General features: G+C 64.6%; 16 protein-coding genes. 3 read left to right on the forward strand and 13 right to left on the reverse strand.

Annotation, left to right across the window (positions count from 1 at the left end):
* Window positions 1-6: 6 nt before the first annotated feature.
* The gene (locus tag AC1DEK_RS20480) at window positions 7-1,116 is read right to left on the reverse strand and encodes a BMP family ABC transporter substrate-binding protein (protein ID WP_478127117.1); all 1,110 of its coding nucleotides are present in this window, start codon (window positions 1,114-1,116) and stop codon (window positions 7-9) included.
* Window positions 1,117-1,304: 188 nt separating this feature from the next.
* Here AC1DEK_RS20480 and AC1DEK_RS20485 point away from each other — a divergent pair, with 188 nt between their 5' ends.
* Window positions 1,305-3,503, forward strand: a complete 2,199-nt coding sequence (locus AC1DEK_RS20485; protein WP_478127118.1) for a phosphocholine-specific phospholipase C — start codon at window positions 1,305-1,307, stop codon at window positions 3,501-3,503.
* Between the two features lie 61 nt (window positions 3,504-3,564).
* Here the strand turns inward: AC1DEK_RS20485 and AC1DEK_RS20490 are convergent, their stop codons facing one another.
* From AC1DEK_RS20490 to AC1DEK_RS20545, 12 genes are all read right to left on the reverse strand, one after another.
* Window positions 3,565-3,981: a hypothetical protein gene (locus AC1DEK_RS20490; protein WP_478127119.1), complete on the reverse strand. Its 417-nt coding sequence runs from the start codon at window positions 3,979-3,981 to the stop codon at window positions 3,565-3,567.
* A gap of 120 nt (window positions 3,982-4,101) precedes the next feature.
* Window positions 4,102-5,169: an adenosine deaminase gene (locus AC1DEK_RS20495; protein WP_478127120.1), complete on the reverse strand. Its 1,068-nt coding sequence runs from the start codon at window positions 5,167-5,169 to the stop codon at window positions 4,102-4,104.
* Window positions 5,169-6,170 carry an aromatic ring-hydroxylating dioxygenase subunit alpha gene (locus AC1DEK_RS20500; RefSeq protein ID WP_478127121.1) on the reverse strand — a complete coding sequence of 334 codons (1,002 nt, stop codon included), beginning with the start codon at window positions 6,168-6,170 and terminating at the stop codon, window positions 5,169-5,171. Before AC1DEK_RS20500 ends, AC1DEK_RS20495 begins: the two co-directional genes overlap by 1 nt.
* An 81-nt stretch (window positions 6,171-6,251) precedes the next feature.
* Window positions 6,252-7,427, reverse strand: coding sequence for a BMP family ABC transporter substrate-binding protein (locus AC1DEK_RS20505; protein WP_478127122.1), 1,176 nt, complete (start codon window positions 7,425-7,427; stop codon window positions 6,252-6,254).
* Between the two features lie 66 nt (window positions 7,428-7,493).
* Window positions 7,494-8,414: an ABC transporter permease gene (locus AC1DEK_RS20510; RefSeq protein WP_478127123.1), complete on the reverse strand. Its 921-nt coding sequence runs from the start codon at window positions 8,412-8,414 to the stop codon at window positions 7,494-7,496.
* Window positions 8,414-9,562: an ABC transporter permease gene (locus AC1DEK_RS20515; RefSeq protein ID WP_478127124.1), complete on the reverse strand. Its 1,149-nt coding sequence runs from the start codon at window positions 9,560-9,562 to the stop codon at window positions 8,414-8,416. The genes AC1DEK_RS20510 and AC1DEK_RS20515 overlap by 1 nt, the downstream gene beginning before the upstream one ends.
* Window positions 9,555-11,096: an ABC transporter ATP-binding protein gene (locus tag AC1DEK_RS20520; RefSeq protein ID WP_478127125.1), complete on the reverse strand. Its 1,542-nt coding sequence runs from the start codon at window positions 11,094-11,096 to the stop codon at window positions 9,555-9,557. The genes AC1DEK_RS20515 and AC1DEK_RS20520 overlap by 8 nt, the downstream gene beginning before the upstream one ends.
* A gap of 50 nt (window positions 11,097-11,146) precedes the next feature.
* Entirely contained in the window at window positions 11,147-12,430 is a 1,284-nt protein-coding gene (locus tag AC1DEK_RS20525) for an NCS2 family permease (RefSeq protein WP_478127362.1), read from the reverse strand.
* A gap of 171 nt (window positions 12,431-12,601) precedes the next feature.
* The gene (locus AC1DEK_RS20530) at window positions 12,602-13,558 is read right to left on the reverse strand and encodes a LysR family transcriptional regulator (protein WP_478127126.1); all 957 of its coding nucleotides are present in this window, start codon (window positions 13,556-13,558) and stop codon (window positions 12,602-12,604) included.
* 65 nt (window positions 13,559-13,623) lie between these two features.
* Window positions 13,624-16,050 (reverse strand): xanthine dehydrogenase molybdopterin binding subunit, encoded by a 2,427-nt coding sequence (xdhB, locus tag AC1DEK_RS20535; protein ID WP_478127127.1) that lies wholly within the window; start codon window positions 16,048-16,050, stop codon window positions 13,624-13,626.
* Between the two features lies 1 nt (window position 16,051).
* Window positions 16,052-17,632, reverse strand: coding sequence for a xanthine dehydrogenase small subunit (gene xdhA, locus AC1DEK_RS20540; protein WP_478127128.1), 1,581 nt, complete (start codon window positions 17,630-17,632; stop codon window positions 16,052-16,054).
* Between the two features lie 119 nt (window positions 17,633-17,751).
* Window positions 17,752-18,663, reverse strand: coding sequence for a LysR family transcriptional regulator (locus AC1DEK_RS20545; protein ID WP_478127129.1), 912 nt, complete (start codon window positions 18,661-18,663; stop codon window positions 17,752-17,754).
* A 94-nt stretch (window positions 18,664-18,757) separates the two neighbouring features.
* On the opposite strand from AC1DEK_RS20545, the gene AC1DEK_RS20550 reads away from it, so the two are divergent.
* Together AC1DEK_RS20550 and AC1DEK_RS20555 are read left to right on the forward strand one after the other, a co-directional pair.
* On the forward strand, window positions 18,758-19,954 hold the full coding sequence (locus AC1DEK_RS20550) for a PQQ-dependent sugar dehydrogenase (RefSeq protein ID WP_478127130.1): 1,197 nt from the start codon (window positions 18,758-18,760) through the stop codon (window positions 19,952-19,954).
* Window positions 19,955-19,989: 35 nt separating this feature from the next.
* On the forward strand, window positions 19,990-20,604 hold the full coding sequence (locus AC1DEK_RS20555) for a c-type cytochrome (protein WP_478127131.1): 615 nt from the start codon (window positions 19,990-19,992) through the stop codon (window positions 20,602-20,604).
* The last annotated feature ends 39 nt before the right edge of the window (window positions 20,605-20,643 follow it).

Genomic DNA, 20,643 nt, shown 5'->3' on the forward strand with positions numbered 1-20,643 from the left:
GGGAGGTCAGTTGACCTTGCCTTGAACACCTTCGACCAGCCAGTTCATCTTGAGGATCTGCTCATCGGTCAGGCTCTGGCCCTTGGGGATGACGACATGGCCCTGGTTGTCGCGCACGTCGGCAACGGCATGAAAAGGTTGCAGCTTGCCTGAAGCGATGTCCTGCTGGCGCAGCATCACTTCGTCCTGCACGGCCTTGGGCACCTTCGTGCCGAAATCGCCCACGCGGATCATTCCTTCCTTGACGCCACCCCACACGCTGCCGCTCTTCCAGGTGCCGTCGAGCACGGCGCGCGCGCGCTGCGTGTAGTACTCGCCCCACTGGTGGGTGACCGCGATGATCTGCGCATCGGGTGCGACCTTGCGCATGTCGGAGTGATAGGCCACGGCCATCTTGCCGCGCTCCTGCGCCGCGGCCATGACGGCGGTCGACCCTGTGTGAAAGGCGATCACGTCGACGTTCTGGTTGAACAAGGTCATCGCTGCTTCGCGCTCCTTGGGCGGGTCGAACCAGACGTCGAGCCACACCACCTTGACCTGCGCCTTGGGATTGACCGAGCGCATGCCCAGCGTGAAGGCGTTGATGCCCTGCAGCACTTCGGGGATCGGAAAGCCGGCGACGTAGCCGGCGACATTGGTCTTCGTCATGCGGCCGGCCGCGACACCTGCGAGATACCGGCCTTCGTAGTAGCGCGCGTTGGCGATCGCGACGTTGGGTGCGGTCTTGTAGCCGGTGATCGACTCGAACTTCACATCCGGAAAATCGCGCGCCACCTTCAGCGTCGGCTCCATGTAGCCGAAGCTCGACGTGAAGATCAGCTTGTTGCCCTGCTGCGCGAGATCGCGGATGACGCGCTCGGCATCGGCGCCTTCGGGAACGTTTTCGACATAGGTGGTCTTCACCTTGCCTGCGAGGGCGGCCTCGACGGTCTTGCGCCCGTTTTCATGCTGGCGCACCCAGCCGGCGTCGGTGACGGGCGCGACATAGACGAATCCGATCTTGAGCGGATCGGGCTTCGGCGTGGTGTTCGCGGGGGTTGCGGTGTTCGCGGGTTGCGAAAAAGCGGGAAGAAAAAAGCAGGCGGCCGCGAGCGCGGCAGCGAGGTTTTTGTACATGGTAGTCCTCTACATGGCCCCAAAAAGAAAAATGGCGCTGCGGGGCAGCAGCGCCGGGCGGGCATTTTACGCGCGCTGTGCTTGAATGAGGCGGGCCCGTGTCACACACTCTTCACGGCGATGTCACGGCTTCTCCCTAGTCTCGTGTGCGTTCACAGCCCACGAACCAACTCCCGGAGGAGAACCCCATGAACTCGCGCCGCAAATTCATCCAAGGCACCGCCACGACCGGCATTGCCGCCGCCACGCTCGCCGCATTTCCACCCAGCATTCGACGCGCTCTTGCGATTCCGGCGCACAACAAGACCGGCAGCATCAAGGATGTCGAACACATCGTGATCCTGATGCAGGAGAACCGCTCCTTCGACCATTACTTCGGCACGCTGCGCGGCGTGCGCGGCTTCGGCGACCGGTTCACGATCCCACTGCCGCAGGGCCTGAACGTCTGGCAGCAGACCGATGCCAACGGCCGGCAGGTGCTGCCCTTCCATCTCGACGGCAGCACGGGCAATGCCCAGCGCTTCAGCGGCACGCCGCACTCATGGGCGGACGGCCAGAACGCGTGGGACGGCGGCCGCATCAATCAATGGCCGCGCTACAAGACGGCCGCGTCGATGGGCTACTTCAAGGAAGCCGAGTTGCCCTATCAGTTTGCGCTGGCCAATGCCTTCACGATCTGCGATGCCTATCACTGCTCCATGCATACGGGCACCAATTCGAACCGCATGTTCCTTTGGACCGGCACCAATGGCCCGACCGGCGCGGGTGTCGCGTCGGTCAACAACGAGTGGGACTCCATCGATGCATCGACCTTCGGATACGAATGGAAGACCTACCCCGAGCGCCTCCAGGCCGCCAAGGTGAGCTGGATGGTCTACCAGAACATGCCGGACAACTTCGGCGACAACCCGCTCGCGGGATTCAAGCAGTACCGCATCGCCAACGAAGTCTCGGGCAAGCCGGTGAGCAACGACGCGCTTTCGCCCGCCTACGATCCTGCGAGCGATGATGCCGGCAACCCGCTCTACAAGGGCATTGCCAACACGATGCCGGGCGATCTCAACGATCCGTCGACCCACTTCGATCGGTTCCGCCAGGACATCAAGTCCGGCAAGTTGCCGCAGGTGTCATGGCTCATTGCCGGGGCGACCTATTCGGAGCACCCGGGCCCGTCCAGCCCGGTTCAGGGCGCCTGGTACATCCAGGAGACGCTCGATGCGTTGACTGCCGTGCCCGAGGTCTGGAGCAAGACCGTGCTGATCGTCGATTTCGACGAGAACGACGGCTACTTCGACCACTGCCCTTCCCCCTCCGCGCCTTCGCTGAATCCGGACGGCACGCCGGCCGGCAAGACGACGCTGCCCGAGCGCGAAGTCGCCTTCGAGCGCTTCACGCATCCCAATCCACCCGGCACGAAAGGCCAACCGCAGCCCGACGGGCGCGTGTACGGACCCGGCATGCGCGTGCCGATGTATGTGATCTCGCCATGGAGCCGCGGCGGCTGGGTCAATTCGCAGGAGTTCGATCACACCTCGGTCGTCCGCTTCATCGAGAAGCGCTTCGGCGTCAAGGAGCCGAACATCAGCCGCTTCCGCCGGGCGGTGTGTGGCGACCTGACGAGCGCCTTCAATTTCGAGAATCCCAATGACGAAGTGCTGCCCACGCTAGCAGGCCGCAAGTCGCGCGCGCAGGCGGACGCGCTGCGCGCCGAACAGGAAAAGCTCACGCCTATCACGCCGCCCGCCAACCCGCTGCTGCCGCAGCAGGCCACCGGAACGCGGCCGTCGCGCGCGCTGCCCTATGAACTGCACGTGAGCGCGCGCGCTGATGCACTGCATGGGCGCGTCCGGCTCGTGTTCGCCAATACTGGCGAGGCAGGGGCCGTGTTCCACGTCTACGACAAGCTCAATCTCGATCGCCTTCCGAGGCGCTACATGGTCGAACAAGGCGAGCGCCTGGAAGACGACTGGAGCGCCATGACCAGCAACGCCGGTCTCTACGATCTCTGGGTGCTCGGGCCCAACGGCTTCCATCGGCACTTCAAGGGAGACCTGAATCGCTTGCGCGCCCGCGGTGCACCCGAGCCGGAGTTGCGCGTCGGATACGAGAAGCGCCGCGGCGACCTCTATGTGAAGCTGCGCAATGACGGCGACCGGCCATGCCAGTTCACCGTCAAGGCCAAGGCTTACCGCAATGACGCGCGGCAGGTTCGCGTCAAGGGCGGTGAAGATACCGAGTTGCACTGGGACCTGGACGACAGCGGCTGCTGGTATGACTTCTCGGTGACCTGTGATTCGGACCCGGCCTATTGCCGCCGGTTTGCCGGTCGCGTAGAGACTGGCAAGCATTCCGTGAGTGATCCGGCCTTCGGCAAGCCGGATCTTTGAACCAGGAAGCAAAAAGGGGCGCTGCTCAGGCCGCGCCCCTTTTTCTTTCTATGGATTTTTTCTACTTGGAAGCGGTCGCCGGATTCTTCATGGTTGAAATGACTCGGCTGTTGACGCGCGAGCCGCCTACGACGTTCTGATCCGGCGCCGAAGCAGCGGCGATTGCCTGTGCATTGATGACCGCTGGGTCGACCATCGGCGTGAAGGGCTCCGCACCGCGCGAACCGCGCGTCACGTTCTGGTCCGGTGCATGCGCCGTTGCGATCGCTTGCTGCGCCATCTTTTCAGGATCGGCCATCGGCGTGAAGACTTCAGCGCCGCGCGAGCCGCGCGTCACGTTCTGGTTGGGCGCGTGGGCTGCGGCGACGGCCTCGGCCTGGACATCGGCACGGCTGCGGCCTTGAACGGTCTGAGCCTGGGCGCTGGCAACGGCGCATGCGGCCAAAAGCGCGCCACACGTGATCTGGGAGAGTTTCATGTCGAATCCTTTGGATGAGGGAAGTAAGGGAAAACCCTTTGGACGTTAACCCTCGTCCGTGGCGAAACGATGACGAAACCCAAACCCACGTCCCCGACGTGACGAACTCAAACACGCCGCTCAGGCGAAGCCGTCGAACACAGCGTTGAGCCGGTCGACATAGGCACGCTTGGCCGCCGCCTCGACAAAGCTCCCTTCGAAACTGTTGGCGGCCAGTTGCCAAGCATGCTGCGCAGTGAGGCCGGTGGCGGCAAAGGTCTCGATGAAGTTCTGGTTCATGTAGCCGCCGAAATAAGCCGGGTCGTCCGAGTTCACCGTCGCCACCAGACCGCCATCGAGCAACTCCCGTAGGTTGTGCTGGCCGAGATCGGGAAAAACGCAGAGCTTGAGATTCGACAGCGGACACACGGTCAGCGGGATGCGGTCGTGTGCGAGCCGCTTCATGAGCGCTGCGTCCTTGGTGCTTTGTACGCCATGGTCGACGCGCTCGACCTTGAGCACGTCGAGCGCGCTCCAGATATAGGCTGGTGGTCCCTCTTCGCCCGCGTGCGCGACGAGATGAAAACCCAGCTCACGGCAACGAGCGAACACCCGCGCGAACTTCTCGGGCGGATGGCCGAGTTCGCTCGAATCGAGGCCGACGCCGATGAAGCGATCGCGGAACGGCAGCGCCTGCTCGAGCGTCGCGAAAGCGTCTTCCTCGCTCAGGTGCCGCAGAAAGCACAGGATCAGTTCGGCATCGACTCCGAGCTTGGCCTTGGCCTCGACGCAGGCGCGGTGCAGCCCGTCAATCACCGTCTGCATCGACACGCCGCGCTCGGTGTGGGTCTGCGGGTCGAAGAACATCTCGGTGCGGATGACGTTGTCCGCAGCGGCGCGCTCCAGATAGGCCCAGGCCATGTCGTAGAAGTCCTGCTCCTTGAGCAGCACGCTGGCGCCCGCGTAGTAGATGTCCAGAAAGCTCTGCAGGTTCGTGAATGCGTAGGCGCGGCGCAGGTCTTCCACGCTCGCATACGGAATGGCGACGCCGTTGCGCTTCGCCAGCGCAAAGATGAGTTCGGGCTCCAGCGAGCCCTCGATGTGTATGTGCAGTTCGGCCTTGGGCATGGCGGCGAGCAGCGCGGGCAGGCGGTCGGCAGGCACGTCGCGGACTGCGTGCCGGGTGGGCCGGAACTTGGAGATATTCATCAGCAGACTCCGAAGGTAATGCCGCGCGTCTTGAGATGGCGGCGGTAAATGGACGAGGCCTTGTCGGCCACGGTGTGAAGCTCGGCCCGGAGATCGAGCGGCAGGCGCTTGGGGCTTTGCGACTCGAGCACCGGCTTGTCCTGCAGGAAGATGGTGTCCTGGAACGCGCGCAATGAAGCCTCGTCGCGCTCGAAGTCGGCCGTCGCAAAGCGGAACCAGACACGGCAACGCTCGGCGTCGATCGGGCAGATGTACATCGCGATCGATTCGCGGTAGTCGCCGATGCCGACGCTCACCGCGTCGGGCACCTTGGTGAGCACCGCCGCATACGGCGCAGTGACCTCGTAGGTGTATTCGACCTGCGCGGGCGCGGTCGAATTGACGGTCGACTGCGGCTGCCATGCCTTGCACCCGGTGGCAAGAAGGCCGTTGGGCGTGGCTTCGACGCGGTAGTCGTCGATGGCTGCCATGTCTCGCGCACCTAGCCAGCCTTCATGCACGAAGCCGAAGTGCGCCATGTCGAGAAAGTTCTCGATCAAGCGGGGAGCGCTGGTTTCGACGTCGTAGGGTCCGCAGTCGATCTTGCGAAGGCTCGCATCGGCTTCTGCGGCGAACGTGGGCAGCAATTCATCGCCGCTCCCTTCCGGCGCCGCAAGTTGAACCCAGATCAGCCCATTCGCCTCATGCGCTGCGTGCGGTGTAACGCGGTGTGTCGCCGGAGGGACGAACGCGGGCAGAGCGGGTACTTGCGTGCAATGGCCTCCCGCCTCGAAGCGCCAGCCGTGATAGGGGCATTCAAGGTGCGCAGTGCCCTCGCAGTCGACCACGCGCCCCAGCGAAAGCTGAGCGCCTCGGTGCGGGCAGCGGTCGGGCCAGGCGTGCACGGCAGCCTTGTCGTCGCGCCACAAAACGATGTTTTCACCCAGCAGCCGAACCGCGACGGGCGCGTTCGCCACGTCTTTGACAAGCGCTACGGGATGCCAGAGTTGTCTTTCGATCATTGCCAGATCTGAAATGAGAAAGCTGAAATGAAAAAGGGTTGCCCAAGGACAACCCTTTGCGCCGGAGAACCGGGCTGCGGATTACTTCTTGTCGCCGCCCGGAACCTTGCCTTCCACGCCCTTGACGTAGAAATTGATGCCGGTGAGGAACTTGTCGTCCGCCACCGCGCCGTTGGCGACCAGTTCCTTGCCCTCCTGGTCCACGATCGGGCCTTTCCAGATCGAGAAGCTGCCGTCCTTCAGGCCCTTCTTGACTTCGTCGACCTTGGCCTTGGCTTCGGCAGGCACGTCCTCGGCGATCGAGACGAGATCGATCGCGCCTTCCTTCACGCCCCACCAGCTCTGGCCGGTCGTCCACTTGCCGTCGAGCACGTCCTGGGTGGCCTTGATGTAGTACGGAGACCAGTTGATGACGGCCGAGGCGAGGTGAGCCTTCGGTCCGTAGGCAGTCATGTCCGAATCCCAGCCGAATGCGCGCTTGCCCTTTTCCTGCGCGGTCTTGAGCACGGCGGGCGAGTCGGTGTTCTGGAAGAGCACGTCGGCGCCGCCGTTGATCAGCGCGGTAGCGGCTTCGGTTTCCTTCGGCGGGCTGAACCATTCGTTCACCCACACGACCTTGGTCGTGATCTTGGGGTTCACCGATTGCGCGCCCAGCGTAAAGCTGTTGATGTTGCGCAGCACTTCGGGGATCGGCACCGAGCCGACCACGCCCAGCGTGTTGCTCTTGGTCATCGAGCCGGCGACGATGCCGGCCATGTAGGCGCCTTCATAGGTGCGGCTGTCGTAGGTGCGCATGTTCTCGGCCGTCTTGTAGCCGGTGGCGTGCTCGAACTTCACGTCCTTGTTGTCGGCTGCGACCTTGAGCATCGGCTCCATGTAGCCGAAGGTCGTGCCGAAGATCAGCTTGTTGCCCTGGCTCACCATGTCGCGGAACACGCGCTCGGCGTCGGCGCCTTCGGGCACGCTTTCGACGAAGGTGGTCTTGATCTTGTCGCCGAATTCCTTTTCGAGCGCCTTGCGGCCGTTGTCGTGCGCGAACGACCAGCCGCCGTCGCCCACCGGGCCCACGTAGGCGAAAGCAATGTTGAGCGGGCCCGTCGAAGCCGGTGCCGGCGCAGCGGCAGTGGGTGCCGGCGCTGCGGGTGCTGCCGCCGGTGCGGCGGCTTCTTCCTTTTTGCCGCAGCCGATGAGGGCGGCCGAAGCCACTGCCGTGAGGGCAGCCAGCTTGAGCAGGGAACGCTTGTTCAGATCATTCATTTCTTGAAATCCTCAAAGGACAGGTTGGCAGAGAAACAGAGCGAAACGGAAAACGGAAACGCGAGATTATGAGCCGGGGTAGAACGGTTTTCCTATCGAAGCGGGCATGTTCACGCGAATGAAAGCGGGGTTGCGCGAGATCAATGCCAGCACCACGATCGGCGCGACGTACGTCAGCATGCTCAGGAATTGACTCGGCACGTTGACGCCAGTGCTTTGCAGGTGAAAACCGAGCATGGAGACACCGCCGAACAGGTATGCGCCGAGCAGCACGCGCACCGGCCGCCAGGTCGCGAAAGTCGTCAGTGCCAATGCAATCCAACCCCGTCCGGCCACCATGCCTTCGACCCACAGCGGGGTGTACACCGTCGAGAGATAAGCGCCCGCCAATCCGCACAGCGCGCCGCCTGCGATCACTGCCGTCAAGCGAATGCGCCGTACCGGATAGCCCAGCGCATGCGACGACTCCGGCGATTCGCCGACCGAGCGCAGCACCAGTCCCGCCCGCGTGCGATAGAGGAACCAGATGAGCCCGAAGGTCAGCACCACCGCGAAATACACCATCGGGTGATGCCGGAACAGCGCCGGCCCGACCAGAGGGATATCGCCGAGCACCGGGATCGCATACGACACGCTCTCCGGCAGCTTGGCCTGCACGAAGTTGATGCCTGCGAATGCCGAGAAGCCGACGCCGAAGAGACTGAGCGCAAGCCCCGTCGCGTACTGGTTGGTGTTGAGCCAGATCACCAGCACGCCGAAGAAGGTAGCCAGCAATGCACCGGCAGCCATGCCCGCCAGAAAGCCGAGCCAGGTGTTGTGCGTCGTGACCACCGTGGCAAAGCCCGCGATGGCGGCGCAGAGCATCATGCCCTCGGCGCCGAGGTTCACGATGCCGGCCTTCTCGTTGATCAGCAGGCCCAGCGCCGCAATGGCGAGCACCGTGCCGGCGCTCAGGGTTGACCCCAGGAGGAGTGCGTAGCTTTCCATCATGCAGTTCCTTCGGAAGGACGGGCGACGGGCGCAGTGAGGGGTGTGCTGGCCTGCAGCGAAGACGTTCCGGGTTCAGCCACGGCCTTGGGCGCGAGCTTGCGCCGGATGCGATAGGCAATGAGCGTGTCGCAAGCCAGCAGCGTGAACAGCAGCAGGCCCTGGAACACTCCCGTGAGCGATTTCGGCAATCCCAGCCGCGACTGGGCCAGTTCGCCGCCGATATAGAACATGCTCATCAGCACCGCCGAGAAGATCATTCCCACCGGATGCAGCCGTCCGACGAAGGCCACGATGATCGCGGCGAAGCCGTAGCCGGCCGGCACATAGGGATTGAGCTGGCCGATTGGCCCGGCGACTTCGAGCGCCCCTGCAAGACCGGCCGCACCGCCCGAGGTGAGCAGCGCGATCCACACCGCGCGCCGCGCCGAGAAGCCTGCGTAGCGCGCCGCGGCCGGCGCCAATCCGCCGACCTGCTGAGCGAAGCCCGCCCGCGTGCGGAACAGAAAGACCCATAGCCCCGCCGCGCCGATCAGCGCGATGACGAGGCCGATGCTCACGCGCGAGCCCTTCATGAGCCGCGGAATCTGCGTCACCGCTTCGAAGGTCTTCGTCTGGGGGAAGTTGTAGCCGTGCGGATCCTTCCATGGCCCGTAGACCATGTAGCCCAGCAGCAGCGTCGCCACGTACACCAGCATCAGGCTCACGAGGATTTCGTTCGCATTGAACTTGTCCCGCAGGAACGCCACGATGCCGGCCCACACCATCCCGCCGGCAATGCCCGCGAGCAGGATGCCAGCGACGATCCACTGGCTGGTCTCCTTGTCGGCCAGCAACGCCACGCCGCCGGCTGCCATGGCGCCGAAGACGAACTGCCCTTCGGCGCCGATGTTCCACACGTTGGCGCGAAAACACACCGCAAGACCGAGCGCGATGATCAACAGCGGCGTGGCCTTGACCATCAGCTCGCCCAACGCATAGCTGCTCTTGATCGGCTCCCAGAAGAAAACCAGCAAGCCCTTGACCGGGTCCTTGCCCAGCAGCGCGAAGAGCACCATGCCGATCAACACCGTGATCAACAGTGCCAGGATCGGAGAGCCGTAGCTCCAGAAGCGCGACAGTTGCGGGCGGGGTTCGAGCTTAAGCATGGGCCACCTCCGACGACGCCGCGGCGCCCTGGTGCGACTTGTCCCAGAGCCCGCTCATCCACTCGCCGATCTGCGGCACCGTCGCAGCGGCGCGGTCGATGGACGGCGACAGCCTGCCCTTGGCGATCACGTACAAGCGGTCGCTGATCTCGAAGAGCTCATCGAGTTCTTCGCTCACCACCAGCACTGCGCAGCCTGCGTCGCGCAACGCGAGGATCTCGCCGCGAATCAACGCCGCGGCGCCCACGTCGACGCCCCAGGTCGGTTGCGAGACGATGAAGATCTTCGGGTTGGCGTCGATCTCCCGGCCGACGATGAATTTCTGCAGATTGCCGCCCGACAGCGAGCGTGCCGCAGCGCCCGGCCCCCCGGCCTTGACGTTGAAGCGCTTGATGATGTCGCTGGCATGCTGGTTCAGCGCGCGTGTGCGAATCCATCCGCCCTTTCCGATCGCATTGCTGCGCGTGAGCAAGAGGTTGTGCGCCAGACCCAGCGTCGGCACGGCGCCGCGGCCCAGCCGCTCCTCGGGCACGAAATGCAGCCCCAGCGCGCGGCGGCGGCGTGGCCTGAAGTGCGCGGCAGGCTGCCCGAACACCTCGATCATCCGGGACTCCGCACGGGTGTCTTCGCCCGACAAGGCATAGAGCAGTTCCTTCTGCCCGTTGCCCGACACACCCGCGATGCCGACCACCTCGCCGGCGCGCACATCCAGCGAGATCCCGTCCAGGTCGACGCCGAACTGGTCCTCGCGCGCCAGCGACAGGCGCTTGACCTCGAGCGCCACCGCGCCCGCATGGATCGGCCGGTGCGTGAGCGGCGGCGGCTCCGCGCCAATCATCAGGCGCGAGAGCGATTCGTTGGATTCGTTCTGCGGGTTGCAGACCCCCGTCACCTTGCCGCCGCGCAAAACCGTGCAGGCCGTGCACAGCTCGCGGATTTCATGCAGCTTATGGCTGATGTAGAGGATGCTGCAGCCCTCGGACGCCAGCTTCTTCAGCACGACGAAGAGCTTTTGCACCGCCTGCGGTGTCAGCACCGAGGTCGGCTCGTCGAGGATCAGCAGCTTGGGGTCCGTGAGCAGCGCGCGGATGATCTCGACGCGCTGCATCTCGCCGACCGACAGCGTGTGCACCGGGCGCGAGGGGTCGATGTCCAGCCCGTATTCGCCAGCCTTGGCCTCGACGCGACGCGCGACTTCCGCCAGCGCAAGGCTCTTGTCCAGGCCCAGCCAGACGTTTTCGGCGACGGTGAGCGTGTCGAAGAGGCTGAAGTGCTGGAAAACCATGCTGATGCCCAGCGCCCGCGCTTCCTGCGGGTTGCGCACGTTCACCGGCTGGCCGTTGAACATCACGGTGCCTTCATCCGGCTTGACCGAGCCGTAGATGATCTTCATCAGCGTGGATTTGCCGGCGCCGTTTTCGCCGAGCACCGCATGCGTTTCGCCGGCAGCCACCGTCAGCGAAACATCGCTGTTGGCGACGACCGCCGGATAGCGCTTGGTGATGTGCGCGAGCTGGAGTCTGTGGATTTTCATGGCTGTGCCTGCCTTTTCATGCGCGTATTACACCCCCGAAACAGGCCGGGTCATGAACCGCCTATGTAGATGAACTTGAAGAGGAAGACTCCGCCGATGAGCCACACCATCCAGTGCACCTCCTTGACCTTGCCCGTGAACAGCTTCAGCGCCGCATAGGTGATGAAGCCGAACGCCAGGCCATTGGCGATGGAATAGGTGAATGGCATGGTGAGCGCCGTCACGACTGCGGGGATCGTCTCGGTGGTCTCGTCCCAATTCAGCTCGGTCAATTCCCTAAGCATCAAACAGGCCACGAAGAACAAGGCCGGGGCTGTCGCATACGCCGGCACTGCACCTGCCAGGGGCGAAATGACCAGCGCCGCCAGGAACAGCACGGCCACGGTGAGCGCCGTCAGCCCCGTGCGGCCACCTGCCTGCACGCCCGCGGCGCTTTCCACATAGGCGGTCGTGCTCGACGTGCCCAGCAGCGAACCCGCGAAGATCGCGCCGCTGTCGGCGAGAAGCGATTTGTTCAGGCGGTCCATCTTGCCCGGCACCAGCAGGCCCGCGCGCTTGGCCACACCCATCAGCGTGCCGGTGGCGTCGAAGAGTTCGACAAGGAAGAAGACCAGCACCACGTTCAGGATGCCGCCAGACAGCGCCGCCTTGATGTCAAGCTGCAGGAAGGTCGGCGCAATCGAAGGCGGCGCCGCGAACACGCCATGAAAGGTGTTGCCGCCGAAGAAAAAGGACAGCACCGTCACCGCGATGATTCCGATCAGGATCGCGCCGGGCACCTTGAGCCGGTCGAGCACCACGATCAAGAAAAAGCCGAGCGTCGACAGGACGACCTCGGGCGTGTGCAGATTGCCCAGGGTGACGTAGGTCGCCTTGGAGGGCGCCACGATGCCCGCGCTCTTGAGCGCAATGATCGCGAGGAAGAGCCCGATCCCGACTGTGATCGCGATTCGGATCGAATGCGGTATGCCCCTGATGATCAGCTCGCGAAGCTTGAACACCGTCACCAGCAGGAAGAGGCACCCCGAGATGAACACCGCTCCCAGCGCAGCCTGCCAGGTGAAGCCCATCTGCAGCACCACCACATAGGCAAAGTACGCGTTGAGCCCCATGCCCGGCGCCAGCGCGATCGGGTAGTTGGCATACAGCGCCATGATGCCGGTGCCGAGTGCGGCGATCAGGCAGGTGGCAACGAACACCGCGTCCTTCGGCATGCCCGCGTCGCCGAGGATCGACGGGTTCACGAAGATGATGTAGGCCATCGTCAGGAAGGTCGTGAGGCCCGCCACGATTTCCGTGCGCACGGTGGTGCCGTGCTCTTCGAGCTTGAACATCCGTTCCGCCCAGCCCTTGGCAGAGGCTTGCTGCGGGGCCGCGTGGCGTGGGGGGGCCTGCCCGCTGAGGTCGAGCATCTGATCTGTCCGGTTCATCGTCTTGTCTCCGAGTGCTTGTGTGTGTCGATGGCGTGGGTTGTCTTGATCGCGACGCCGGCGCGAAAAACTGTTCTATTCGGGGCCGGAGCCGGGGGCCGCCATGGGCCGCAACGACGCCGCTACCGACTTGGCCCGCTCGCGCAGCCAGCGCGCCGAACTCGATGAATGGGTGCGCTCATGCCACAACTGGTAATACATGAGGCGCGGCAGCGGCACGGGGCATTCGAGGATCGCCACCGGCAGCCGGTCGAGGAAGCGCTCGCAATACTGGCGGCCGGTGGTCAGCACCAGCAGGCTCGACGCGACGATGTCCGGAATGAGCCCGAAGTGCGCGCAGCGCGCTGTGATGTTGCGCTGCCGGCCCATGTCGTCGAGCATCTGGTCGATGATCCCGCGCGCGCCCGGATGGGTGGGCGTCGGCGCGATGTGCTCGGCCGAGAGCCAGCTTTCCAGGTCCCATCCGCGGCGCACAGCCGGATGGTCCTTGTTGACCAGCGAGACGATGTCGTCGCCGAAGAGCCGCGCCATGTGCAGGTCTTCCGGCGGCTTGAGCCAGTTGCCGATCACCACGTCGACCTGCCCGAGCGAGAGATGCGCGTGATAGTCCGAATCCGAGGACAGCGGATGGATCTCGATCTGGCAGAGCGGCGCCTGGCTCTTGATCTGCGCCACCAGTTGCGGCAGGAAGAGCGGGTCCATGTAGTCGCTCGCCGCGATGCGGAAGGTGGTGGCCGCCGTCTGCGGATCGAACCCGCGCGCGTCGCTGAAAAGCACCTCGGCGGACCGCAGGATGGCGGCAGCCGGCTCGATCATCCGCAGCCCCGCATCCGTCGGGACCATGCCCGAGCCCGAGCGCACCAGCAACGGGTCGCCCGACAGCTCGCGCAGCCGCTTCAGGGCTGCGGAGACGGCGGGCTGGTACATCCCCAATCGGATGGCGGCACGCGAAACGCTGCGGTCAGTCAACACGGTGTGAAGAACCCTGATGAGATGAAGATCAATCTTGTCTAGAAGCGCCTGGTCTCTCATAGCTGCCCGCGTAGGTCTGGTAGGTGCGGGCAGTTATACAGCGCGGCTTTCACATGAAAGCGCCCTCAGGCAGCCGCGTTCTGCACCGCGGTGACCGCACGCAGGATCGACTCGCTGGTGGCAGGCGCGCGCAGCGGTGGATCGGTGCGATGCTCGCCCGCTGCCGACACGGCGTCGCGGATCGCGAAGAACACCGAGAACGGCAGCAGCAGCGGTGGCTCGCCCACCGCCTTGCTGCGATGGATCGAATCCTCGAAGTTCTCGCCTTCGTAAAGCCGCACGTTGAGCACCGGCGGGCAATCGTTCGCGGTCGGAATCTTGTAGGTGCTGGGCGCATGCGTGGTCAGCAGTCCGGTCTTCGGGTGCCACACCAGTTCTTCGGTGGTCAGCCAGCCCATGCCCTGGATGAAGGCGCCTTCGACCTGGCCGATATCGACTGCAGGGTTCAGCGACTTGCCGGCGTCATGCAGGATGTCCGCGCGCAGCAACTTCCATTCACCCGTCAGCGTGTCGACGATGACTTCGCTCACCGCCGCGCCATAGGCGTAGTAGAAAAAGGGACGGCCCTGCATCTTGTCCTTGTCCCAGCTCAGGCCGGGCGTGGCGTAGAAACCGTCGGACCACAGTTGCACGCTGTCGAGGTAGGCCTCGCCGACCAGCGTGCTGAAAGGCAGTGTGCGCCCGTTGACTTCGACTTTGTCGTTGGCAAAGCGCACTGCCGAAGCCTCGCCGCCGTGGCGTGCGGCCGCGCATGCGGCCAGGCGTTCGCGAATTTGCCGGGCGGCATCCTGGGCGGCCTTGCCGTTCAGGTCGGCACCGGTCGATGCCGCGGTGGCCGAGGTGTTGGCGACCTTCTGCGTATCGGTGGCCGTGACCTTCACGCTCTCGAAGCTCACTCCCAGTTCATGCGCAACGACCTGCGCCACCTTGGTGTTCAACCCCTGCCCCATTTCGGTGCCGCCGTGGTTCACGAGGATCGAGCCGTCGGTGTAGACGTGCACCAGCGCGCCGGCCTGGTTGAAGTGCTTGACGTTGAACGAGATGCCGAACTTCAGCGGCGCGAGTGCGATGCCGCGCTTGAGAACCGGACTCGCGGCGTTGAAAGCCGCAATCGCTTCGCGGCGCGCGCGGTAGTCGCTGCTGGTCTCCAGTTCGTCGACCAGTTCATGAATGATGTTGTCGGTCACGACCTGGCCGTAGGGCGTGACGTTGTTCTCGCCCTTGCCGTAGAAATTGACCCGGCGCACATCCAGCGGATCGCGCCCCAATTCACGCGCCACGGTGTCCAGGATGTTCTCCATCGCAATGGCACCCTGTGGACCCCCAAAGCCGCGGAAGGCCGTGTTGCTTTGCGTGTTGGTCTTTCCGGAAAAACCGTGCATGGCCACGTCGGGCAGCCAGTAGGCGTTGTCGAAGTGGCAGAGCGCACGCGTCATCACCGGGCCCGAGAGATCGGCCGAGTGCCCTGCTCGCGAGACCATCGTGATCTCGGCGCCGAGGATGCGGCCTTCGTCGTCGTAGCCGACTTCATATTCGTACCAGAAGCAATGGCGCCGGCCAGTGATCATGAAGTCGTCGTCCCGGTCCAGCCGCAGCTTGACCGGTCGCTTCAGCTTGTTGGCGGCGACGGATGCCACGCAGGCGAAGAGCGCCGATTGCGATTCCTTGCCGCCGAAGCCCCCGCCCATGCGACGGCACTCCACGTGCACTTCGTTGGCATGCAGATGAAGCGCATGCGCCACCAGATGCTGCATCTCGCTCGGATGCTGGGTCGAGCAATACACATGCATCGAACCGCCTTCCTTCGGGATGGCATAGCTGATCTGGCCTTCGAGATAGAACTGCTCCTGCCCGCCGACGTCGAGCTCGGCCTTCAGCCGGTGCGGCGCCCTGGCGATGGCCGCCTTCGCACCGCCTTCGTTCGTGCTGCGCACGACGTGCATCGGCGGCACGACGTACTGCTCTTTCGCATGCGCTTCTTGCGGCGTCAGGACGGGCGGCGCGGCCTCGATGTCGAGCGCGTCCTTGGCGCGGGCGGCGGCGCGTCGTGCGGCATCGCGTGTTTCGGCGATGACGGCGAAGACGGGCTGGCCCATGTAGCGGATGTCACCGCTGCAGAGGATGGGGTCGTCGTGCACGATCGATCCGCAATCGTTGCTGCCCGGGATGTCCGCGGCGGTGATGACCGCCACCACGCCCGGCATGGCGCGAATCTCATCGAGCTTCATGTCCTTGAGCCGGCCGTTGGCCACGGGCGAGAGACCCAGTGCGCAATGCAGCGTGCCCGCAAGTTCGGGGATGTCGTCGATGTAGGTCGCCTCGCCGGCCACGTGCAGCCGCGCCGATTCGTGCGGCCGGCTGATGCCCACGCGCGCGCCATCGTCATGCGCCTTGGCTTCCGCGCCCACGTCGATGCGTGCGGCGGTGTTGGTGAGGTAGTCGGCAAAAGCCTCAGCCGGTTTGAGGAGGTTCGGGTCCAATGGCTTGTTCATCTCAGGCTCCTTCCGCCACGATGTGCGGCATCACGCTCCAGACGCTGGTCGCTTCGAGCGGCAACGGATCGGTCGCGCGCGTTTCCAGCCAAAGCCGTTGCAGCAGGTTCTGCGCCACCTGGAGTCGATAGTCTGCGCTTGCCCGCATGTCGGTCAAGGGCTTGAAATCCTGCGCCAGCGCGAGCTTGGCGGCGTTCACGCTGGACTGTGTCCAGGGCTTGCCGACAAGGGCGGCTTCGGCCTGCGCAGCACGCTTGACGATCGCGGCCATGCCGCCGAAAGCCAGGCGCACCTCCTTCACGACGTCACGGTCGAGGGTGACCGCGAATCCGCCGCACAGGGCCGAGATGTCGCAATCGAATCGCTTGCTGATCTTGTAGGCCCTGATCTGGCGCTGGAGCGCGGCGAGAGGAATCGCGAGCCCCTGGACAAATTCGCCTGGCAGCAGGCGGTTCTTCATGTAGTCGACATAGAAATCGGGCAGCGGCATGCGGCGCACGTGCTCGCCTCGACGCAGTTCGATTTCGGCGTCGAGGGACATCAGCACGGGCGGCGAATCGCCGATGGGCGAGCCGTTGGCGACATTGCCACCGATGGTGCCGGCATTGCGGATCGGCGGCGAGGCAAAGCGCAGCCACACGTCGGTCAGGCTGGGGACGCGCCGCGTCAGGGCCGCGAAGGCGGATTCGAGCGATGCGCCGGCGCCGAGATAAAGCTCGTCGGCGCGCTCCTCGATGGTCTTCATTTCGGCCACATCGCCGACGAAGATGATGTCGCCCAAGTCGCGGAACTGCTTGTTCACCCACAGGCCCACATCGGTCGACCCGGCCAGAAGCTGCGCCGCGGGCTTTTCCATGCGCAGCGCCGCCAACTCGGCCAAGGTGGTGGGCGCATGAAAGTGGTCGATGCGCTGACCCAAGGGGGCGGCGTATTCGAAAGTGCTCTCGTGCTGCAGGCTCGTGAGCGCCTTCACCACAGGCTGGGTGTCGAGGCGCGCATCAGGCAGGTCGAACATGCGCTGACCGGCGTCGAGGATGGGGCGATAGCCGGTGCAGCGGCAGAGGTTGCCCGAAAGATCGTCGGCCAGTTGCTGCCGCGTCGGCCGCGTGCCATCGGCCTGATGGTGCTCATAGGTGGACCAGAGCGACATCACGAAGCCCGGCGTGCAGAAGCCGCATTGCGAACCGTGGCAGTCGACCATCGCCTGCTGCACCGGATGCAGGCGCTGCACGGGGTGCTTGTCGTCCACGTGCGCGTCACGGCCCTGGCTGCATTGCGCCTTGAGATCCTCGACGGTGAACAGCGCCTTGCCGTGCAAGGTCGGCAGAAACTGGATGCAGGCATTGACGGTCTGCAACCGCAATCCGCCGATCGCGCCCTTTTCGCCGGGTTCGGCCAGTTCGCCGATCACAACGGTGCATGCACCGCAATCGCCCTCGTTGCACCCTTCCTTGGTGCCGGTGCAGCGAGCATCCTCGCGCAGCCAGTCCAGCACGGAGCGCGTCGGGTGGACGCCGCTGATGTCGACGATCCGGCCTTGGTGGAAAAAGCGGATGGGTTGTGTGCTCGGTGTCATGCTCATGCTCGTTCAAAAATCGGGCCAACTGGAAGTTAGTCCTTTAGAGCCGCATACGCATATATGCGTGCCCATATCGGCTATGTGGGGCTTGGTATGGAAGGGGTGGGTAAACACCTAAGCACCTACGCCTCCGTGAACAGATCCCGGACCACCTGACGCAGCCACCGGTTCGCAGGGTCGGCCTCGAAGCGCTTGCTCCAGTGCAGCGACACCGTGAAGTCGCGCAACGGAAACGCCGGCTCGACGATCGCGTAGCCGCCCTCTTCGGCAAAGCCGCGCGCGATGTTGCGCGGCATCACCACGGCCAGGTCCGTCGCGCGGACGATGGCCGGCAGCACCATGAAGTGCTCGGTCGTCAGGCGCACACGATCTTCTAGATTGAGCAGTTGCAGGATGCGCAGCGTCTCGGCGTGCGTGCGCACCGCCACGTATTCGAGCTTGCGCAAGGCCTCCAGCATGGCCTGCCCATTGCGCCGCGATCGCGCGAACGGATGGCCCTTGCGCAGGAGCACGATGTAGCGGTCCTTCAGCAGCGCCGCGCGTTGGGTGTCGCGCACCTTCGAAAGGAACCCAAACGCGAAATCGACACGCCCGCTGTCGAGCGCGGGCGCGATGTCGCCGGGCTGCAGCGGAAAGGTCTCCAGCCGCACGCCAGGCGCCAATTCGCCCAGCCTGGACATCAGCAGCGGAAGAAAACGGCCTTCGCCGATATCGCTCATGTGGATGCGGAAAGTCTTGCGCGATTCGGCGGGCTCGAAGCGATCGGGCTCGCTGAGCGCATCTTCGAGCGTGCCCAGCGCCGATTGCACCGCCACCGCGAGCCGCTCGGCGCGCGGGGTCGGCGCGACGCCTCCCGGCGCCCGGATGAAGAGCGCGTCCTTCAGCAGCAGACGCAAGCGCCCCAGCCCGTGGCTCGCGGCGGGCTGCGTGAGCCCAAGCGATTCGGCCGCACGGCTGACGCTGCGGGCTCGATAGACGGCGTCGAACAGCCGCAGAAGGTTGAGGTCGATGGCGTCGATATGCATGGCGTTCATATTGCTTAGCTCGATTATTTTATTGAACGCGCACAGCGGCAAACGCACACTGTCGGGTGGCGCAAGCCAACCCACAACGAGAAGGAGACACCACATGGCCACGATCCGTCAGTTCGCGGTGATAGCCGCTTTGCTCTGCGCGGCAACCGCCGCATGGGCCCAGCAAGCTCCGGCAGACGAGCCCGGTTGGGCCAAGGGGCGTCCGAAGACGGACGCGGCCAATCGTCTGGCGCCGGTGCCGGCCTTCCCGATACCGACCGCACCCGACCAGTTGCCTACAGCCAAGTTCAAGCTGCCGCCGGGCTTCAAGGTGGAGACCTGGGCCTCTGGCGTGCTCGACGCGCGCGAACTGCGCGAAGGTGCCAAGGGCAACGTGTTCGTGAGCACGCTGTTCGTCGGCAACAAGGTCTACGTGATCCCCGGAAAAGGCAAGCACGAGCCCAAGACGCTCATCGACAAGATGCCCTTTGCCACTGGCATCGCCTATCACAAGGGCGCGCTCTATCTCGCCACCAACACGCACATCTACCGCTACGACAACATCGAGGACAAGGTCGACAACCCCGGGACGCCCGTGGTGCTCACGGACAAGCTGCCGGGCGGCCAGGACCACAGCTGGCGCTTTCTGCGCGTACACAACGACAAGCTCTACTACGCCGTCGGCGCACCCTGCAACCTCTGCGAGCCGGACGACCAGCACGGACGCATCTTTCGCATGAACCTCGACGGCAGCAACGTGGAGACCATTGCGCAGGGTGTACGCAACACGGTCGGCTTCGACTTCGATCCGAAGACGGGCGACCTCTGGTTCACCGATAACGGGCGCGACTGGTTCAGCGAAGACCTGCCGAACGATGAGCTCAATCACCTGACGAAGGTCGGCCAGCATTTCGGCTATCCATATTGCCATCAGGGCAACATCCTCGACGCTGAGTTCGGCTGGGGCAAGAGCTGTGACGACTACGTGAAGCCCGCGGCGCTGCTCGGCCCGCACGTGGCCGGACTGGGACTGGTCTTCTACGACGGCAAGATGTTCCCGAAGAAGTACCAGGGCGCGATGTTCATCGCACGCCATGGCCCGTGGAACCGCTCGAAGAAGTACGCCGACATCGCCGTGGCATGGCCTGACGGCAAGGGCGGCGCCAAGGTCGAGCCCTTCATGACCGGATTCGTCGAGAACAACCAATACCTCGGGCGGCCGGTCGATTTCCTCGTACTCAAGGACGGCTCGATGCTCGTGAGCGATGACCACGCGGGTGCGATCTATCGCATCAGCTACGGCGGCCGATGAGGAGGCTGGCGCAACCGGCGATCAGGGCGGGGGCCATGGCGCTCCTGGGGCTTGCGGCTCTGGCAGCAAGCGCCCAGGGGACGCAAGGCGCGGCATCCACGCAAGGCAGCTATGCGCAGCGCTTCGCAAGCGTGTGCGCGGCCTGCCATGGCGCCAATGGCCGCAGCGAGATGGCGGGGACGCCATCGCTAGCGGGCCAGCATTCGTTCTATGCGATCACGCAGCTCTTTCTGTTTCGCGAAGGCAGGCGCAGCAATGAGGCGATGTCGGCCATTGCCAAGGGCATGACGGACCAGGACATGCGGGGCTTCTCGGATTTCATCGCGACGCTGCCGCCGGTGCCTCCACCTGCACCGGCCACGCCGCCCGATGCCGCGCGCATGGCGCGCGGCCAGGCGCTCTCGCAGGAGTTTCGCTGCGTGATGTGCCATGGCGCGGATCTGAGCGGCGGCCAGCAGGTGGCGCGCATCGCGCAACAGAGCGAGGACTACCTGAAGCTCACGCTGCACGAATTTCAATCGGGCAAGCGCCCGGGCTACACGCAGGCGATGGCCGAGGCCGTGAGGCCGATTCCGTCGGACGACCTCGACACGCTCGCCTACTACATCGCGCGCTTTCCCGGCGCGCCGAAACCATCGGCCGGCAAGTAGCGGTGCAAACAGCGGCGCAGACAGCGGCAGCAATTTCAA

It is taken from the genome of Variovorax sp. 10N420 (genome assembly GCF_056394705.1).

Bases quoted from the DNA above. Each gene is read 5' to 3' on its own strand.
- AC1DEK_RS20495 (WP_478127120.1), bottom strand. From the start codon at position 5,169: ATGAATATCTCCAAGTTCCGGCCCACCCGGCACGCAGTCCGCGACGTG.
- AC1DEK_RS20500 (WP_478127121.1), bottom strand. From the start codon at position 6,170: ATGATCGAAAGACAACTCTGGCATCCCGTAGCGCTTGTCAAAGACGTG.
- AC1DEK_RS20490 (WP_478127119.1), bottom strand. From the start codon at position 3,981: ATGAAACTCTCCCAGATCACGTGTGGCGCGCTTTTGGCCGCATGCGCC.
- AC1DEK_RS20515 (WP_478127124.1), bottom strand. From the start codon at position 9,562: ATGCTTAAGCTCGAACCCCGCCCGCAACTGTCGCGCTTCTGGAGCTAC.
- AC1DEK_RS20555 (WP_478127131.1), top strand. From the start codon at position 19,990: ATGGCGCTCCTGGGGCTTGCGGCTCTGGCAGCAAGCGCCCAGGGGACG.
- AC1DEK_RS20510 (WP_478127123.1), bottom strand. From the start codon at position 8,414: ATGGAAAGCTACGCACTCCTCCTGGGGTCAACCCTGAGCGCCGGCACG.
- xdhA (WP_478127128.1), bottom strand. From the start codon at position 17,632: ATGAGCATGACACCGAGCACACAACCCATCCGCTTTTTCCACCAAGGC.
- AC1DEK_RS20505 (WP_478127122.1), bottom strand. From the start codon at position 7,427: ATGAATGATCTGAACAAGCGTTCCCTGCTCAAGCTGGCTGCCCTCACG.
- AC1DEK_RS20520 (WP_478127125.1), bottom strand. From the start codon at position 11,096: ATGAAAATCCACAGACTCCAGCTCGCGCACATCACCAAGCGCTATCCG.
- AC1DEK_RS20525 (WP_478127362.1), bottom strand. From the start codon at position 12,430: ATGTTCAAGCTCGAAGAGCACGGCACCACCGTGCGCACGGAAATCGTG.
- AC1DEK_RS20530 (WP_478127126.1), bottom strand. From the start codon at position 13,558: ATGAGAGACCAGGCGCTTCTAGACAAGATTGATCTTCATCTCATCAGG.
- xdhB (WP_478127127.1), bottom strand. From the start codon at position 16,050: ATGAACAAGCCATTGGACCCGAACCTCCTCAAACCGGCTGAGGCTTTT.
- AC1DEK_RS20480 (WP_478127117.1), bottom strand. From the start codon at position 1,116: ATGTACAAAAACCTCGCTGCCGCGCTCGCGGCCGCCTGCTTTTTTCTT.
- AC1DEK_RS20550 (WP_478127130.1), top strand. From the start codon at position 18,758: ATGGCCACGATCCGTCAGTTCGCGGTGATAGCCGCTTTGCTCTGCGCG.
- AC1DEK_RS20485 (WP_478127118.1), top strand. From the start codon at position 1,305: ATGAACTCGCGCCGCAAATTCATCCAAGGCACCGCCACGACCGGCATT.
- AC1DEK_RS20545 (WP_478127129.1), bottom strand. From the start codon at position 18,663: ATGAACGCCATGCATATCGACGCCATCGACCTCAACCTTCTGCGGCTG.